Annotated in this window: 17 protein-coding genes; 14 read left to right on the forward strand and 3 right to left on the reverse strand. The window is 68.9% G+C overall.

The window, feature by feature from the left end; genetic code table 11:
* The first annotated feature begins 68 nt into the window (after positions 1-68).
* The 11 genes from atpB (at position 69) to JD276_RS05310 (ending at position 9,915) form a co-directional block, all read left to right on the forward strand.
* Complete coding sequence (gene atpB, locus JD276_RS05260) at positions 69-893, forward strand: F0F1 ATP synthase subunit A (RefSeq protein WP_200114569.1); 825 nt, start codon at positions 69-71, stop codon at positions 891-893.
* A 48-nt stretch (positions 894-941) separates the two neighbouring features.
* Positions 942-1,166 (forward strand): ATP synthase F0 subunit C, encoded by a 225-nt coding sequence (atpE, locus tag JD276_RS05265; RefSeq protein WP_307866467.1) that lies wholly within the window; start codon positions 942-944, stop codon positions 1,164-1,166.
* A gap of 37 nt (positions 1,167-1,203) precedes the next feature.
* Entirely contained in the window at positions 1,204-1,752 is a 549-nt protein-coding gene (locus JD276_RS05270) for a F0F1 ATP synthase subunit B (RefSeq protein ID WP_200114571.1), read from the forward strand.
* Positions 1,752-2,528: a F0F1 ATP synthase subunit delta gene (locus JD276_RS05275; RefSeq protein WP_200114572.1), complete on the forward strand. Its 777-nt coding sequence runs from the start codon at positions 1,752-1,754 to the stop codon at positions 2,526-2,528. The genes JD276_RS05270 and JD276_RS05275 overlap by 1 nt, the downstream gene beginning before the upstream one ends.
* A 54-nt stretch (positions 2,529-2,582) precedes the next feature.
* Positions 2,583-4,211 (forward strand): F0F1 ATP synthase subunit alpha, encoded by a 1,629-nt coding sequence (gene atpA, locus JD276_RS05280; RefSeq protein WP_200114573.1) that lies wholly within the window; start codon positions 2,583-2,585, stop codon positions 4,209-4,211.
* An 81-nt stretch (positions 4,212-4,292) separates the two neighbouring features.
* A complete protein-coding gene (locus tag JD276_RS05285; protein ID WP_200114574.1) occupies positions 4,293-5,183 on the forward strand; it encodes a F0F1 ATP synthase subunit gamma in 891 nt (296 codons plus the stop codon).
* Between the two features lie 23 nt (positions 5,184-5,206).
* Positions 5,207-6,664, forward strand: a complete 1,458-nt coding sequence (gene atpD / locus JD276_RS05290; protein ID WP_200114575.1) for a F0F1 ATP synthase subunit beta — start codon at positions 5,207-5,209, stop codon at positions 6,662-6,664.
* Positions 6,665-6,667: 3 nt separating this feature from the next.
* Positions 6,668-6,928 carry a F0F1 ATP synthase subunit epsilon gene (locus JD276_RS05295; protein WP_200114576.1) on the forward strand — a complete coding sequence of 87 codons (261 nt, stop codon included), beginning with the start codon at positions 6,668-6,670 and terminating at the stop codon, positions 6,926-6,928.
* A 99-nt stretch (positions 6,929-7,027) separates the two neighbouring features.
* Positions 7,028-8,164, forward strand: coding sequence for a zinc-dependent alcohol dehydrogenase family protein (locus JD276_RS05300; protein WP_233615340.1), 1,137 nt, complete (start codon positions 7,028-7,030; stop codon positions 8,162-8,164).
* Positions 8,158-8,943 (forward strand): YaaA family protein, encoded by a 786-nt coding sequence (locus tag JD276_RS05305; protein ID WP_200114577.1) that lies wholly within the window; start codon positions 8,158-8,160, stop codon positions 8,941-8,943. The genes JD276_RS05300 and JD276_RS05305 overlap by 7 nt, the downstream gene beginning before the upstream one ends.
* Positions 8,944-8,997: 54 nt before the next feature.
* On the forward strand, positions 8,998-9,915 hold the full coding sequence (locus JD276_RS05310) for a PP2C family protein-serine/threonine phosphatase (RefSeq protein ID WP_200114579.1): 918 nt from the start codon (positions 8,998-9,000) through the stop codon (positions 9,913-9,915).
* Here JD276_RS05310 and JD276_RS05315 read toward each other — a convergent pair.
* The 3 genes from JD276_RS05315 to JD276_RS05325 are packed head-to-tail and all read right to left on the reverse strand — an operon-like array spanning position 9,912 to position 12,612.
* Complete coding sequence (locus JD276_RS05315) at positions 9,912-10,970, reverse strand: zinc-dependent alcohol dehydrogenase (protein ID WP_307866468.1); 1,059 nt, start codon at positions 10,968-10,970, stop codon at positions 9,912-9,914. The genes JD276_RS05310 and JD276_RS05315 overlap by 4 nt on opposite strands.
* Positions 10,967-11,830 carry a class II fructose-bisphosphate aldolase gene (locus tag JD276_RS05320; protein ID WP_200114581.1) on the reverse strand — a complete coding sequence of 288 codons (864 nt, stop codon included), beginning with the start codon at positions 11,828-11,830 and terminating at the stop codon, positions 10,967-10,969. Before JD276_RS05320 ends, JD276_RS05315 begins: the two co-directional genes overlap by 4 nt.
* Positions 11,827-12,612 (reverse strand): DeoR/GlpR family DNA-binding transcription regulator, encoded by a 786-nt coding sequence (locus JD276_RS05325; RefSeq protein WP_200114583.1) that lies wholly within the window; start codon positions 12,610-12,612, stop codon positions 11,827-11,829. Before JD276_RS05325 ends, JD276_RS05320 begins: the two co-directional genes overlap by 4 nt.
* A 231-nt stretch (positions 12,613-12,843) precedes the next feature.
* Between JD276_RS05325 and JD276_RS05330 the strand changes: the two genes are divergently transcribed.
* The 3 genes from JD276_RS05330 (at position 12,844) to JD276_RS05340 (ending at position 16,072) form a co-directional block, all read left to right on the forward strand.
* Positions 12,844-14,208, forward strand: coding sequence for an ABC transporter substrate-binding protein (locus tag JD276_RS05330; protein WP_200114584.1), 1,365 nt, complete (start codon positions 12,844-12,846; stop codon positions 14,206-14,208).
* Between the two features lie 68 nt (positions 14,209-14,276).
* Positions 14,277-15,233: a carbohydrate ABC transporter permease gene (locus JD276_RS05335; RefSeq protein WP_233615342.1), complete on the forward strand. Its 957-nt coding sequence runs from the start codon at positions 14,277-14,279 to the stop codon at positions 15,231-15,233.
* Entirely contained in the window at positions 15,233-16,072 is an 840-nt protein-coding gene (locus JD276_RS05340; RefSeq protein ID WP_200114585.1) for a carbohydrate ABC transporter permease, read from the forward strand. Before JD276_RS05335 ends, JD276_RS05340 begins: the two co-directional genes overlap by 1 nt.
* The last annotated feature ends 2 nt before the right edge of the window (positions 16,073-16,074 follow it).

Here is a 16,074-nt window from a genome sequence, read left to right on the forward strand (position 1 = left end):
CGTGTGCTGTGGGGGCTCGACCATCGTTCCACGTAGTGCAGCTTCTGCCTGCACCCCGAATCAGGAGAATGGCGCTGTCCGCTAACGCTGTGCAACTCGTGGCCCCCCGTCTGTTTGCGTCGGAAGAGGGCGGTTTCCACCCGCCGTCGATCACCGACTTCTTCCCCGAGGCGGTGCTCTTCGCGGGCACGCCCTTCGAGATGAACCGCATCATGATCATCCGCGTGATCATGACCGTGCTCCTGCTCGTGCTGTTCTGGCTCGGCACCCGGAAGATGCGCGTGATCCCCACCCGCGGTCAGTCGCTGACCGAGATGGCGCTCGACTTCGTCCGGGTGAACATCGCCGAGGACCTGCTCGGCAAGGTCGACGGTCGTCGCTTCCTGCCGATCCTGTGCGCGATCTTCTTCTCGATCCTGGCGTTCAACATCACGGGCATCATCCCGTTCTTCAACATCGGCGTCTCCGCCGTCATCGGCTTCCCGCTCGTGCTGGCCGTCGTCTCGTACGTCACCTTCATCTACGCGGGTGTGAAGAAGAGCCCGGGCAACTTCTTCAAGAACTCCCTCTTCCCCGCGGGAGTGCCGAAGCCGCTCTACATCATCGTGACCCCGATCGAGTTCTTCTCGACGTTCGTGCTGCGTCCGGTCACCCTGACGCTCCGACTCCTGATGAACCTGCTCGTCGGCCACCTGCTGCTGGTGCTCTTCTTCAGCGCCACGCAGTTCTTCCTCTTCACCTCTGACGGCTTCTTCAAGCTGTTCGGTGTCGGCACGCTCGCCGTGGGCTTCGCCTTCACCCTCTTCGAGATCCTGGTGGCGTTCCTCCAGGCCTACATCTTCACGATTCTCACTGGCGTCTACATCCAGCTCGCGCTGGCTGAAGAGCACTAAACCGGGTTCGGCAACCGCCGCGCTCATCAACGGAAGGAAACACCTACTGTGTCTGTTCTCGCTGAAATCACGGGCAGCATCTCGACCGTCGGCTACGGCCTCGCGGCCATCGGTCCGGCCATCGGCCTCGGCATCGTCGTCGGCAAGACCATCGAGGGCGTCGCTCGTCAGCCCGAGCTGGCCGGCCGCCTCCAGGTCCTGATGTGGATCGGCATCGCGTTCACCGAGGCCCTCGCGCTCATCGGCATCGCGACCCACTTCATCTTCCAGTAAGCCGTCCACCTTTCCCTAGTCTCGAAAGGGAGGCTCGATGAATAACGCAGTCTTTGTCGCTGCCGAGGAGGCCGCGCCGAACCCGCTGCTCCCCGCGACGTACGACATCGTCTGGTCTGCGGTCGTATTCCTCGTCATCCTCGTCGCGTTCTGGAAGGTCTTCCTTCCGAAGCTGCAGGCGATGCTGGACGCACGCGCAGAGGCGATCGAGGGCAACATCGCGAAGGCCGACGAGGCCCAGGCGAAGGCGGAGGCCGCGTTGCAGGAGTACACCGCGCAGCTCGCCGGTGCCCGCCAGGAGGCCGGCGAGATCCGCGAGGCCGCCCGTCTCGACGCCACCAAGATCGTCGCCAAGGCGAAGGACGACGCGGTGGTCGAGGCGAACCGCGTCACCCAGGCCGCCCAGGCGCAGATCGAGGCGGAGCGCCAGAGCGCCGTCGTCTCGCTGCGCAAGGACGTCGGCTCGCTCGCCATCGACCTCGCCTCGGGCGTGGTCGGCGAGTCGCTCTCCGACGACCAGAAGGCGTCGGCACTGGTGGATCGCTTCCTCGCCGACCTCGAGGCATCCGAGAAGGCAGCGAAGTAATGGGAAGCGCGTCACGCGAAGCACTGGCCCAGGCCCGGACCGCCCTCACGAGCGGGATCGGCGTCGCCGTGGGCGGCGAACTGCTGGAGGTCTCGGCTCAGCTCGACGGCTCTCCGGCGCTCCTCGGCGCGCTCGGGGATCCGTCTGCCGAGGCCGCCGCGAAGACCCGAGTGGTCGACCGCCTCTTCGGCGGGATCTCCGCTGACGCACGTTCCGTGCTGAACGCCGCCGTGGTCGGCCGCTGGTCGACCCCCGCCGAACTCGTCGCCGGGGTGGAGGAGCTCGGGCTCCGCGCCGAGGCGATCGCCTCCCCGGACCTCGCGGACGAGCTGCTCGCGGTCGCGGACCTCATCGACCGCAACCACGAGCTCCAGCTCACCCTGGGCAGCAAGCTCAGCGGCGCCGAGGGCAAGGTCGCGGTCATCCGCCGCCTGCTCGACGGCAAGGTCTCGGCTTCGACGGTCACCGTGGTGGGCCACCTCGTGGCGAACCCCCGCGGCCGCAGGCTCGACGCCGCGCTCCGCAGGTCGGCGCGCACCGCCGCCGACCAGGGCGGCTTCGAGCTCGCCACCGTCACCGTCGCGACTGCGCTCTCCGCGCAGCAGCAGGATCGTCTCGCGCGTCTCCTCGAGCAGACCGCCGGCCGCGCGGTGAAGGTGACCACCGTCATCGATCCCGAGCTCATCGGCGGCGTTCGCGTGCAGATCGCCGACGACGTCATCGACGGCAGCGTCCGGGCACGCCTGGACGACCTCCGACAGCAGCTCGCAGCGTAGGGCACAACTTTTCACCCCGGGGGCGGCGCTTCCGGACCAGACAGAGGAAACGAAATGGCAGAACTCTCAATCAGCCCGGACGAGATCCGCGACGCGCTGAAGGACTTCGCGTCGTCGTACGAGCCGGCTCAGGCGGAGAAGACCGAGGTCGGCACCGTGGTCGACGCCGCCGACGGCATCGCGCACGTCGAGGGCCTCCCCGGCGTGATGGCGAACGAGCTCGTCCGCTTCGCGGACGGCACGCTCGGCCTGGCGCAGAACCTCGAGGAGAACGAGATCGGCGTCGTCGTGCTCGGCGAGTTCACCGGCATCGAGGAGGGCCAGCCCGTCACCCGCACGGGCGAGGTGCTCTCGGTCCCGGTGGGCGAGGGCTACCTCGGCCGCGTGGTCGACCCCCTCGGCAACCCGATCGACGGCCTCGGCGAGATCGCCGGCGTCGAGGGCCGTCGCGCCCTCGAGCTGCAGGCCCCCGGCGTCATGGCGCGCAAGTCGGTGCACGAGCCGCTCCAGACCGGCGTCAAGGCGATCGACGCGATGATCCCGGTCGGCCGCGGTCAGCGCCAGCTCATCATCGGCGACCGCCAGACCGGCAAGACCGCGCTCGCGATCGACACGATCATCAACCAGAAGGCCAACTGGGACTCGGGCGACATCACCAAGCAGGTGCGCTGCATCTACGTCGCGATCGGTCAGAAGGGCTCGACCATCGCCTCGGTGAAGGGCGCGCTCGAGGACGCCGGCGCGATGGAGTACACCACCATCGTCGCGTCGCCCGCCTCGGATCCGGCCGGCTTCAAGTACCTCGCCCCGTACACCGGCTCGGCCATCGGCCAGCACTGGATGTACAACAGCAAGCACGTGCTCATCATCTTCGACGACCTGTCGAAGCAGGCCGAGGCCTACCGCGCCGTGTCGCTGCTGCTCCGCCGCCCGCCGGGGCGCGAGGCCTACCCGGGCGACGTCTTCTACCTGCACTCCCGTCTGCTGGAGCGCTGCGCGAAGCTCTCGGACGAGCTGGGCGCGGGCTCGATGACCGGTCTTCCGATCATCGAGACCAAGGCGAACGACGTCTCGGCGTACATCCCGACCAACGTGATCTCGATCACCGACGGCCAGATCTTCCTCCAGTCGGATCTGTTCAACGCGAACCAGCGCCCCGCGGTCGACGTGGGCATCTCGGTCTCGCGAGTCGGCGGCGACGCGCAGGTGAAGTCCATCAAGAAGGTCTCCGGCACGCTCAAGCTCGAGCTGGCCCAGTACCGCGCGCTCGAGGCGTTCGCCATGTTCGCCTCAGATCTCGACGCGGCCAGCCGCCGTCAGCTCGAGCGCGGCGCACGCCTGACCGAGCTGCTCAAGCAGCCGCAGTACAGCCCGTACCCCGTCGAGGAGCAGACCGTCTCCATCTGGGCCGGCACCAACGGCTTCATGGACGACGTGCCGGTCGAGGACATCCTCCGCTTCGAGCGCGAGTTCCTCGACTACCTGAGCCGCAACTCCGAGGCGCTGAACACGCTGCGCGAGACCAACGTGCTCGACGACGACACCGTCGCAGAGCTCACGGCCAAGCTCGAGAAGTTCAAGCCCGAGTTCCGCACCTCGGCCGGCCAGACCCTGGCCGAGCAGTTCGAGACGCTCGACGAGGCAGAGATCAAGCAGGAGCAGCTGGTCGTCTCCAAGAAGTAGCGGTCGCGGCGGGGGCGCGAGCCCCCGCCCGGTCCGAACTTCCGAAACCACCAGACCGCACCTACCACCTACAGGAGAGACATGGGAGCGCAACTTCGGGTCTACCGGCAGAGGATCCGCTCTGCCCAGACGACCAAGAAGATCACCCGTGCGATGGAGCTGATCGCAGCCTCTCGCATCCAGAAGGCGAAGGCTCGCGTCGACGCCTCGAACCCCTACACGACGGCGATCACCCGCGCCGTGTCTGCGGTCGCGGTTCACTCGAACACCGATCACCCGCTGCTGACCGAGCCCGAGAGGATCGAGCGCGCCGCGGTCGTCATCTTCACGTCGGATCGCGGCCTCGCCGGCGCCTTCAACTCGCAGGTGCTGCGTGAGGCGGAGGAGCTCAGCGAGCTGCTGCGCTCCGAGGGCAAGGAAGTGACCTACTACCTGATCGGCCGGAAGGCGCAGGGCTACTTCGCCTTCCGCAATCGGCCCTCCGAGCGCGTCTGGACGGGCGGCACGGAGAACCCGGTGTTCGAGACCGCGCAGGAGATCAGCGAGGCGCTGCTCACCGCGTTCGGCACCGAGACCGCCGAGGGCGGCGTCGACGAGATCCACCTCGTCTACAACCGCCTGATCAGCATGGTGAGCCAGGTTCCGCAGGTGCATCGTCTGCTGCCGCTCGAGGTCGTCGAGGGCGTCGCCGAGGTCGAGGCCGGCCCCGGATCGCTCTACGAGTTCGAGCCCGACGCGGACACCGTGCTCGACCGCCTGCTGCCCGCCTACATCGAGTCGCGCCTCTTCAACGCGCTGCTGGAGTCGGCGGCCGCGAAGCACGCTGCGACGCAGAAGGCGATGAAGTCGGCGAGCGACAACGCCGACGCCCTCATCCGCGACTTCACCCGCCTCGCGAACAACGCGCGTCAGGCGGAGATCACCCAGCAGATTTCCGAGATCGTGGGCGGCGCGGACGCGCTGTCCAGCTAGCCCACTTACGAAGAGAGAGAAACATGACCGAAACCGCCGCCGTGGCGACTGAGGCCAAGGTCATCGGGCGCATCGCCCGAGTCACCGGCCCCGTCGTCGACATCGAGTTCCCGCACGACTCGATCCCCGCCGTGTACAACGCGCTCGAGACGCGCGTCGATTTCGGTGAGGGCTCCGAGTCCTTCACCCTCGTGCTCGAGGTCGCGCAGCACCTCGGCGACAACCTCGTCCGCGCGATCGCGCTGAAGCCGACCGACGGCCTCGTGCGCGGCCAGGAGGTCGTGGACACCGGCACCTCGATCACCGTCCCCGTGGGCGACGTGACCAAGGGCAAGGTGTTCGACGTCACCGGCAACGTGCTCAACCTCTCCGAGGGCGAGAAGATCGAGGTCTCGGAGCGCTGGAGCATCCACCGCACTCCTCCGGCCTTCGACCAGCTCGAGTCGAAGACCCAGCTCTTCGAGACCGGCATCAAGGTCATCGACCTGCTGACCCCGTACGTCCAGGGCGGCAAGATCGGCCTGTTCGGCGGCGCCGGCGTCGGCAAGACCGTTCTGATCCAGGAGATGATCCAGCGCGTGGCGCAGGATCACGGCGGCGTGTCCGTGTTCGCCGGTGTGGGCGAGCGCACCCGTGAGGGCAACGACCTCATCCACGAGATGGACGAGGCCGGCGTCTTCGACAAGACCGCGCTCGTGTTCGGCCAGATGGACGAGCCGCCGGGGACCCGTCTCCGCGTCGCGCTCTCCGCGCTGACCATGGCGGAGTACTTCCGCGATGTGCAGAAGCAGGACGTGCTGCTCTTCATCGACAACATCTTCCGCTTCACGCAGGCGGGTTCCGAGGTGTCGACGCTGCTCGGCCGCATGCCCTCCGCGGTGGGCTACCAGCCGAACCTCGCCGACGAGATGGGCATCCTGCAGGAGCGCATCACCTCGACCCGCGGTCACTCGATCACCTCGCTGCAGGCGATCTACGTCCCCGCCGACGACTACACGGACCCTGCGCCCGCGACCACCTTCGCCCACCTCGACGCGACCACCGAGCTCTCGCGCGAGATCGCCTCGAAGGGCCTGTACCCGGCCGTGGATCCGCTGACCTCGTCGTCGCGCATCCTCGATCCCCGCTACCTCGGCGAGGATCACTACCGCGTGGCGACCACCGTGAAGCAGATCCTGCAGAAGAACAAGGAGCTGCAGGAGATCATCGCCATCCTCGGTGTCGACGAGCTCTCGGAAGAGGACAAGATCACGGTTGCGCGCGCACGCCGCATCCAGCAGTTCCTCTCGCAGAACACCTACATGGCGAAGAAGTTCACCGGTGTGGAGGGCTCGACCGTGCCGCTCAAGGACACCATCGAGTCGTTCGACGCGATCACCAAGGGCGAGTTCGACCACGTCGCCGAGCAGGCGTTCTTCAACGTCGGGGCGATCTCCGACGTCGAGGAGAAGTGGGCGCAGATCCAGAAGGAAAACGCCTAGATCATGGCATCGCTCACTGTCAGCGTCGTCTCCGCCGATCGCGAGGTCTGGACCGGCTCGGCCAGTCAGGTCATCGCGAAGACGGTGGATGGCGAGATCGGTATCCTCGGTGGTCACGAGCCCCTGCTCGCGCTTCTCGCGTCGGGCGAGGTGCGGGTGACCACGGCGGCCGGCGAGAAGGTCAGGGTCGACGCCGAGGGCGGATTCCTCTCGGTCGACCACGACACGGTCACCATCGTCGCGGGACGGGCGGCTCTCGCCTAAGGGAGAACGCGCCAGCCCGACCCGGTCCGCGAACGGAAGGCCGGTCGATCACCCGAGAGGGTGGCCGACCGGCCTTCCGTCGTTCCGGCGGAGCGCTCGATGCGAGAGAATGGACGGGTGCGCGCCCACGGGCCGCGCGACAGCCGATCCGCGGTCGATGAGGAGCTCGCGGTCGGGACGAACGAGAGGGGCAGCGATATGCGGGCGGTTGTGTTCACGGGCACGGGAGAGTTCGAGATCCAGGAGCGGGAGGTTCCCCGTCCGGGGTTCAAGGAGGTGCTGATCGAGACGGCCGCGGTCGGCATCTGCGGCACGGACGTGCACGTGCTCGACGGCGAGTTCGAGGGCACCGAGTACCCGATCGTGCCCGGGCACGAGACCTCCGGCACGGTGCTGGCGCTCGGCGAGGGCGTCAACGACGGGGCGCTCGATCTTGCGGTGGGAGACCGCGTCGTGGTGAGCCCGAACACGTTCTGCGGCGAGTGCGAGTTCTGCTTCACCGGGCGGCAGAACCTCTGCCCCTTCTGGTCGGGCATGGGCGTCAGCGGCGCCGACGGCGCCGTGCAGGAGACCTTCGTCGCCCCCGCCCGCAACGTCTTCAGGCTCGCCCCGGGCACCGACCTCCACCAGGCGGCGCTCATCGAGCCGCTCGCCTGCGCGATCCACGGCTGGGACGTGCTGCCGCGGCGCCTCGGCGACCACGTGCTCATCTACGGCGCAGGCACCATGGGCCTGATGATGGCGCAGCTGGCGAGCCGTGCTGGGGCGGCGTCGGTGACGCTCGTCGACCTCAACGAGGACCGGCTGCGCGTCGCGGAGGAGTGCGGGATCGAGCTGCGCCACACGAGCGCCGACGATGCGGCGCGCGAGAAGTGGGAGGTCGTGATCGATTGCACCGGCAGCATCCGCGCGATCGAGGACGCCCTCGGACGGGTGAAGGTCGGCGGCACCTTCCACGACTTCGGCGTCGCGCCCGCCGACCAGACGGCCAGGTTCTCGCCGTTCCGCGTGTTCCGGCAGGAGCTGAACATCGTCGGCTCCATGGCCTACCACAACTCGTTCGGCCGTGCGGTGGAGATGTTCGAGGCCGGCGCCATCGACGCCGCCCCGCTGCTGAGCCACTCCTTCGTGCTCGACGACTACGCCGAAGCGCTCGCCATGTTCCGCGAGGGGCGCGGCCGCAAGATCCAGATCCGGCCGAACGACACCGAGTCGCGGGTGCTCCTGGCATGCTGATCCTGCTGCCCCCGTCCGAGACGAAGCGGAGCGGCGGCGACGCGCCCTTCGACGCGGCGTCGCTCGCCTTCGCGGATGCCCTGACGGAGGCGCGCGGCAGGATCCGGCGCGGCCTCGAGGAGCTCAGCAGGGACGAGGAGGCCGCGGCCCGGGCGCTGAAGCTCGGGGTGAAGAACCGGCACGAACTGCGGCGCAATCTCGAGCTGGAGGTCTCCGGGGGACTGCCGGCCATGGACCGCTACACGGGGGTGCTCTACGACCACCTCGACGCGGCCTCCCTCGACGCGGAGGCGCGGGCGTGGCTCGGCGACCACGCCGCGGTGCAGTCGGCGCTGTTCGGGGTCATCTCGGCTCGGGATCGCATTCCGGCGTACCGGCTCTCGGCCGGTTCCCGCCTGCCGGGCATCGGCAGCAGCCTGAAGGCCGTCTGGCGCGCGGCGCACGCCGAGGTGGACTGGCGAGAGGCGGGTTTCGTGCTCGATCTGCGCTCCAAGGACTACGCCGAGCTCGCCCCGGTGCCCGGCGACGCGGGCGTCACGCTGCACGTCGCCCAGCGGGGCGCCGACGGCGCCGTGCGCGCGCTGAACCACTTCAACAAGGCCGCCAAGGGCGACCTGGTGCGCAGGCTCGCGCTGGCGCGCCCCGACTCCATCGACGGCCCCGGGAGTCTCGCCGACTGGGGCCGGGCGGCGGGGCTGGAGCTCTCCTGGAGCGCGTCCGAGGAGCGGCTGACCCTCCTGACGGAGCTGGGGGCGCCGAAGGCCGCGGCCCCTGCGTGATCTGTGCGGTTTCCCGGCGCGATAGGATACTCGGGTGTCCAGAGAGAGAAGACGATGACCGCGCGCGGGGAGAACGCCGTGCGCCGGCGCGTCCGCTATCGCCAGGACTCCGACCTCGAGATCGAGCTGTCGTGGCACGCGCTGACCGACGTCGGGCGGCGCCGCGAGACGAACCAGGACAGTTACGTCGTGATGCCGCCGATATTCGCGGTGGCCGACGGGATGGGCGGCCACTCGGCGGGTGAGATCGCCTCGGCGGCGGTGGTGCGCAGGCTCGCCGAGCTGGGCGGCGACCAAGACGTCACGCCGGAGGACCTGGACGGCGCGCTCGGCGACGCGGTCGACGACATCGAGCTCGACGCGGGGGAGACCGACCTCGGCGCCGGCACGACGGTGACGGGTGTGAGCATCGGCGCCTGCGCCGAGGAGCCGACCTGGAACGTCTTCAACATCGGCGACTCCCGCGTCTACCAGTACTTCAAGGGCGCGCTCAGCCAGATCACCGTCGATCACTCGGTGGTGCAGCATCTCATCGACACCGGGGCCATCACCCCCGAGGAGGCCGAGGTGCACCCGCACGCCAACGTCATCACGCGAGCCGTCGGCTTCAACGAGGAGCCGGTGCCCGACTACACGGCGCTCGCGCTGATCCCGGGGCAGCGGATCCTGATCTGCTCCGACGGGCTCACGAAGGAGCTCACCGACATCGGGATCCAGCACTTCCTCGCGCGCGCCGCGACGGCCGAGGAGGCCGCGACCCTGCTGGTGCAGCAGGCGCTGGAGAACGCGGGTCGGGACAACGTCACGGTCATCGTCATCGACGTCCACGCCGTGGGCGACGCGCGCGACACGGGGAATCTCGACAGCATCGGCGTCGACCTCGTCGAGGTCGACCCCGAGCAGATCGCCCCCGTCAGCGCGGCGAGGGCGATCGGCGCCGGCCGGCCGGAGAGCGACCAGGGCGCCGCCTAGACCCGAACGAGCACCTTGACCTCCTCACCGCCGGCGGAGGCGGCGAACGCCTCTGCGACGCTGTCGAGGGGGAAGACGCCGGTGATCATGTCCTCGGCCCGAACCTCGCCCGCGCGGATGATCTCGATCGAGGTCTCGTAGTCCTCCGGCAGATAGGTGGCGCTGCCCTGGATGCGCATCTGGAGATCCTGGATCTGCGGCAGCGGCACCGTCACGGGTGCGGCGGGCACGCCGACGATCATGACGGTGCCGGCCTTCGCGGCGAGCTCGCACGCCTGGGCGACCGTCGACTGGACCGCGACGCAGTCGAAGACGACGTCGGCGCTCTCGCCGAGGAGGTCCCTGATCTCCCGGGTGGCCTCCGGTGACGCGGAGTCGACGACGGCGCTCGCGCCGAGCCGGAGCGCCCGCTCGCGCTTGCTGGCGAGCATGTCGGTCATCACGATGGTGCGCGCTCCGGCGTGTCTGGCCGCGGCCAGCACGAGCAGGCCGATCGTGCCGGATCCGATGATGACGACCGCCTTGCCGGCGACGTCGCCGGCGAGGCGAACCGCGTGCACCGGGGTGGACAGCGGCTCGATGAGCGCGGCCTGCTCGTCGCTGAGGTCGTCGGGGACGCGGTGGAGGCGGTTCGCGGGGATCGTGAAGAAGTCGGCCATCCCGCCCTGCTCGTAGCCGCAGCCGAAGAAGCGCAGCCGCTCGCACAGGTTGCTCCGGCCGGTCGTGCACATCTTGCACTCCCAGCAGGGCAGGGTGGGCTCGACGGTCACGCGGTCGCCGGCGCTCCATCCCTCGACGCCGTCACCGAGCTCGCGGATCACGCCGACGACCTCGTGGCCCGGTGCGTAGGGGAGGGGCACGAAGGGGTGCGTGCCGTGAGCGGCGTGCGTGTCCGAGCCGCAGACGCCGGCGACGGATGCCGCGACGAGCACCTCGCCCGGGCCCGGGCGCGGGATCGGCGTGCGGGTGACCGCGAAGACGTCGACGTCCTCGACGACGACGCGGCGCATGGTCCCGTCGCCCGGCTGCGCTCCGCTCTGCTGCACGTCGCTCACGCCGCACTCCCCTCGTGCTCGGCGCCCGGGCTCGCCGGCGCGTCGGCGATGACGCGGATGAGGCGTGCGACCTCCTCGGAGGCGGCTTCGCGGGCGGGGCCGAGGTACTTCCGGGGATCGGTGATCGAGGATCCGGCGTCGAGCGCCTCGCGGACGGCGCGCGTGAAGACGCCGTTGATGTGGGTGGCGATGTTGATCTTGCGCATCCCGCTCGCGACGGCGCGCTGGATGTCCGCATCGGCCACCCCGCTCGAACCGTGCAGCACGAGGGGCACGTCGACGGCCCGTTCGAGCTCGGCGATGAGCGCGAAGTCGAGGGAGGCCGTGCGCTCGGCCATGGCGTGCGAGCTGCCGACGGCCACGGCCAGCGCGTCGACGCCGGTGTCGGCCACGAAGACCCGGGCCTCGTTGGGATCGGTGCGCACGCCGGGGGCGTGGGCGCCGTCCTTGCCGCCGACCTCGCCGAGCTCGGCCTCGACCCACACGCCGGCGCCGTGGGCGCGCCCGGCCACGGCGGCGGTGCGCTCGCGGTTCTCCGCGTCGGCGCTCTTGGAGGCGTCGAACATCACCGAGGTGAAGCCGAGATCGAGCGCCTCGTACACGAGCTCCTCGCGCTCGGCGTGGTCGAGGTGCACGGCCACGGGCGTCGTGGCGCTCTCCGCGATGCTCAGCACGGCGCGGGCGAGCGGTGCGAGGCCGCCGTGGTAGGCGGCGGTGTTCTCGGAGATCTGGAGCACGACCGGGATCCCGGTGCGCTCCGACGCGGAGGCGATCGCCTCCGCGTGCTCGAGCTGGATGACGTTGAACGCTGCGGTGCGTCCCTGCGCTGCGATGATCCGCCCCGGGTCTGTCAGGGTCATTCGGTGCCTCCTTCTGGCGTTGCTACGGTGAGATTCGCGCCGGCGTCGGCGAGCTCGGTCAGCTGCGTCGCCTCGATCCGGGAGTCGGTGTAGACGTGGTCGAAGTCGTCGGGGGCCGCGAAGCCGCAGAACGACACGAGCCCGACCTTCGAGGCGGCGACGGCCAGCACGCTGGTGCGCGCGGTCTCGAGCATGCCGCGCTTGACCGCGGCCTCCGCGGGGCTCGTGGTCGTGGCTCCCTCCGCCGCGGTGAGCCCGTTGGCGCCGATGACGGCGAGATCCACGGAGAGGTTCTCGAGACGCTCGCGCGTCCACTCGTCCACGGCGCCCTGGGTGAGCCGCCTCACTCGGCCGGGCAGCGCCAGCACCGTGAGGGAGCGATGCCGCGACAGCACCCGCGCGGCCGGCAGGTTGTTGGTCACGACGAGCAGGTCGCGGCCGGCGGGGAAGAGGGTGGCGAGCGTCAGGGTGAGGGATCCCGAGTCGAGCAGCACGACCCCGTCCTCGGGCAGCAGCTCGAGCACCGCCCGGGCGATGCACCGCTTCTGCGGCCCCTCGCTCGCCTGCCGTACGGCGAGCGACTGCTCGAACGGGGCGGTGCGGATGAGCTGCGCGCCGCCGTGCTGGCGTCGGAGGAGCCCCTCCTGCTCGAGGAAGTCGAGGTCGCGGCGTATCGTCTCGGGGGTGACGCCCAGCAGACGGCTGAGATCGGAGACGGCGACGCGCCGACCCGCCGCGCGTGCGGCCGCGAGGATCGCCGCTCTGCGTTCGGTGGGGTACACCGTGCTCCTCTCCGGGGCCAAGTGATCCGCATTCAGTAGGAAGCGTACCGGATCGTCATCAAATCGTGTCCGTTTATTTTTGATTTGATGCCCGCAAGTCTTGCACTATGGAGGAGATTGGTGTGCAATCAAACAGGTTGTCGCCCCTCGACCCGCGCGAGCGGAGCCGGGAGGCGACGTGGCAACGATGAATCTGTACGTGTCAACGACGACAGACAATGGAGATGGATAATGACGTCTGATCTGAGAAAGCGACGCCTGGTCGGCTCCACCGCCCTCCTGGCCGGCATGGCGCTCGTCGCCACGGGCTGCGCGGGTGCGGGTGCCGGGGGCGGCGGTGGCGGCGACGACGAGCAGGTCACGCTCACGCTGGCGACCGTGAACAATCCCCAGATGAAGGACATGGAGGAGCTGAAGGGGGCCTTCGAGGAGGAGCACCCGAACATCTCCGTCAACTTCATCCAGATGGAGGAGAACGACCTCCGGAACGCGGTGACCCAGGACGTCGCGACCCAGGGCGGCCAGTACGACATCGTGACCGTCGGCAGCTACGAGGTGCCGATCTGGGGTCAGAACGACTGGCTGGTCGACCTGACCGACATGGCCGCCGACACCGAGGGCTACGACGTCGACGACATCCTGCCGCCGGTCAGGACGGCGCTCACGGTCGACGACAAGCTCTACGCGGTGCCGTTCTACGGCGAGAGCTCCTTCCTCATGTACAACAAGGAGATCCTCGACGCCGCGGGCATCACGCTCTCCGACCACCCGACGTGGCAGGAGGTCGCGGACGCGGCGCGCGCCGTGAACAGCGACGACGTGGCGGGCATCTGCCTGCGCGGCAAGCCGGGTTGGGGCGAGTTCTTCGCGCCGGGCACCACGGTCGTGCAGACCTTCGGCGGCAACTGGTTCGACGAGGACTGGAACGCGACCGTCGACAGCCCCGAGTTCACCGAGGCGATCCAGTTCTACACCGATCTCGTGAAGGAGGCGGGTCAGAGCGATCCGGTCTCCACCGGCTTCACCGAGTGCCTGAACCTCTTCACCCAGGGCAACGCGGCGATCTGGTACGACGCGACGTCGGCCGCCGGATCCGTCGAGTCGCCCGACCTGAGCCAGGTCGCCGGCAAGGTCGGCTACACCCACGCCCCCGTCGTCGAGACCGAGGAGTCGGGCTGGCTGTGGTCGTGGAACCTCGCGATCCCGAAGACCTCCAAGAAGCAGGAGGCCGCCTGGGAGTTCGTGAGCTGGGCGACCAGCAAGGAGTACATCCAGCTGGTCGGCGAGGAGCTCGGCTGGAGCCGCGTTCCCCCGGGGTCGCGCGAGTCGACCTATGAGATCCCCGAGTACCAGGAGGAGGCGGGCGCCTTCGCCGGGCTGACCAAGGACATCATGCTGGCGGTGAACCCGGAGCAGCCGGGCGTCGACCCGCAGCCGTGGGTGGGCATCCAGTACGTGACCATCCCCGAGTTCCAGGATCTGGGCAACCAGGTCTCCCAGGAGGTCGCCGAGGTGTTCGCCGGGCGCAAGACGGTGGAGCAGGCCCTCGCCGAGGGGCAGAAGCTCGCCGAGGCGGCGGGCGAGGCTCAGAAGTAGCCGGACGGGGTGGGCGCGGTCGCCGCGCCCACCCCCTTCGCCGCTCTGACCCGTTGAGGAGAATCGACATGACAGCAACCGCCGCGATCCTGATGCCGGAAGACGACAAGCGCACGCGTCGCCGGAAGAGGAAGGCCGAGCTCACCCCGCGCCAGCAGAAGAACCTGCGTCTGGCGCGCACCCTCGTCTGGCCCGCGCTCGCCGTCGCGATCGTCATCACCCAGGTGCCCTTCCTGGTGACGATCTACTACTCGTTCCAGCGCTGGAACATGCAGCGCCCGGGCGACCGCGGGTTCGTGGGCTTCCAGAACTACGCGAAGGTGCTCTCCAACGGGAGCTTCTTCGAGTCGATGTTCGCGACCGTGCTCATCACCGGCGGGTCCGTGCTCTTCGCGGTGATCCTGGGCCTGTGCTTCGCGATCCTGCTCGACCGCAAGTTCCGCGGGCAGGGGCTCGCGAGGACGCTGCTGATCACGCCCTTCCTCATGATGCCGGCCGCGGCCGCGCTCATCTGGAAGTGGTCGATGCTCGACTCCAACGTCGGCATCGTGAACTGGGTGCTCTCGGTGGTCGGAATCCCGCCGGTGGCGTGGAACACCGACGCGCCCATGATCACCATCATCATCGTCATGACCTGGCAGTACACGCCGTTCATGATGCTGATCCTGCTCGCCGGCCTGCAGAGCCAGCCGAGCGACGTGCTCGAGGCCGCCGCCGTCGACGGCGCCGGCACGGTGCGCACCTTCTTCACCATGACGCTGCCGCACCTGCGCACGTACATCGAGCTCTCCGCCCTGCTGGGCACCATCATGCTGCTGCAGATGTTCGATCCGATCGCGATCATGACCCGGGGCACGGGCGGCACGAAGACGCTGCCCTACCTGCTCTACGAGCGCGCGTTCGTCGGCCTGGAGCTCGGCGAGGCCGCAGCCTACGGCGTGCTCACCGTGATCCTGACGATCATCGTCGCGACGATCGCCCTGCGCACGCTGTTCAAGATCTTCCGCGCCGAAGGAGTCCGCTGATGCCCGCCCGCCGTCGTTCCCCGGCCCGCCGCAAGGCGACCGCCGCGCTGATCACGACCCTCACCTGGGTGCTCGTGCTCGCGTTCTTCTTCCCCGTCGCCTGGATGGTGTTCACCGGTTTCAAGACCGAGGCCGCCGCGGCCACCTCCACGCCGACGATCTTCACCGAGCTCTCGTTCGACCGCTTCGAGGCGGTGATGAACCGGGGCTTCGCGATCTACCTCATCAACTCGCTCACGGCGAGCGTGATGTCGACGCTGATCGTGCTCGCGCTCGCCATCCCCGCCGCGTACGGGCTCTCGATCCGTCCGATCGTGAAGTGGACCGACGCGCTGTTCTTCTTCATCTCGACGAGGTTCATGCCCATCGCCGCCGCGATCATCCCGATCTACCTGCTGCTGCGCAACCTCGGGGCGCTCGACAACATCAACGCGCTCGCGATCCTGTACGTGGGCATGAACCTGCCGCTCGCGGTGTGGATGATGCGCTCCTTCTTCGCGGAGGTGCCGACCGAGATCATCGAGGCGGCCCAGATCGACGGGGCGAAGTTCTGGACCGAGCTGGTGCGGGTCGTGCTGCCCATCGTGATGCCCGGCGTCGCCGCCGTCGCGCTGATCTGCTTCATCTTCGCCTGGAACGAGTACTTCCTCGCCAACCTGCTGACGTCGACGATGGCGCGCACCACGCCCCCCTTCCTCGGAAGCTTCGTCGACGGGCGCGGGCAGTTCCTCGCGGTGCTCTCGGCCGCGGCGACCCTCGCCGTGCTGCCCGTGGTCATCGCCGGCTGGCTCGCGCAGAAGCGTCTCGTCCGCGGCCTCGCCATGGGCGCGATCAAGTAGCG

The organism is Leucobacter chromiisoli, assembly GCF_016522505.1.
In the GTDB taxonomy this organism is placed as follows: domain Bacteria; phylum Actinomycetota; class Actinomycetes; order Actinomycetales; family Microbacteriaceae; genus Leucobacter; species Leucobacter chromiisoli.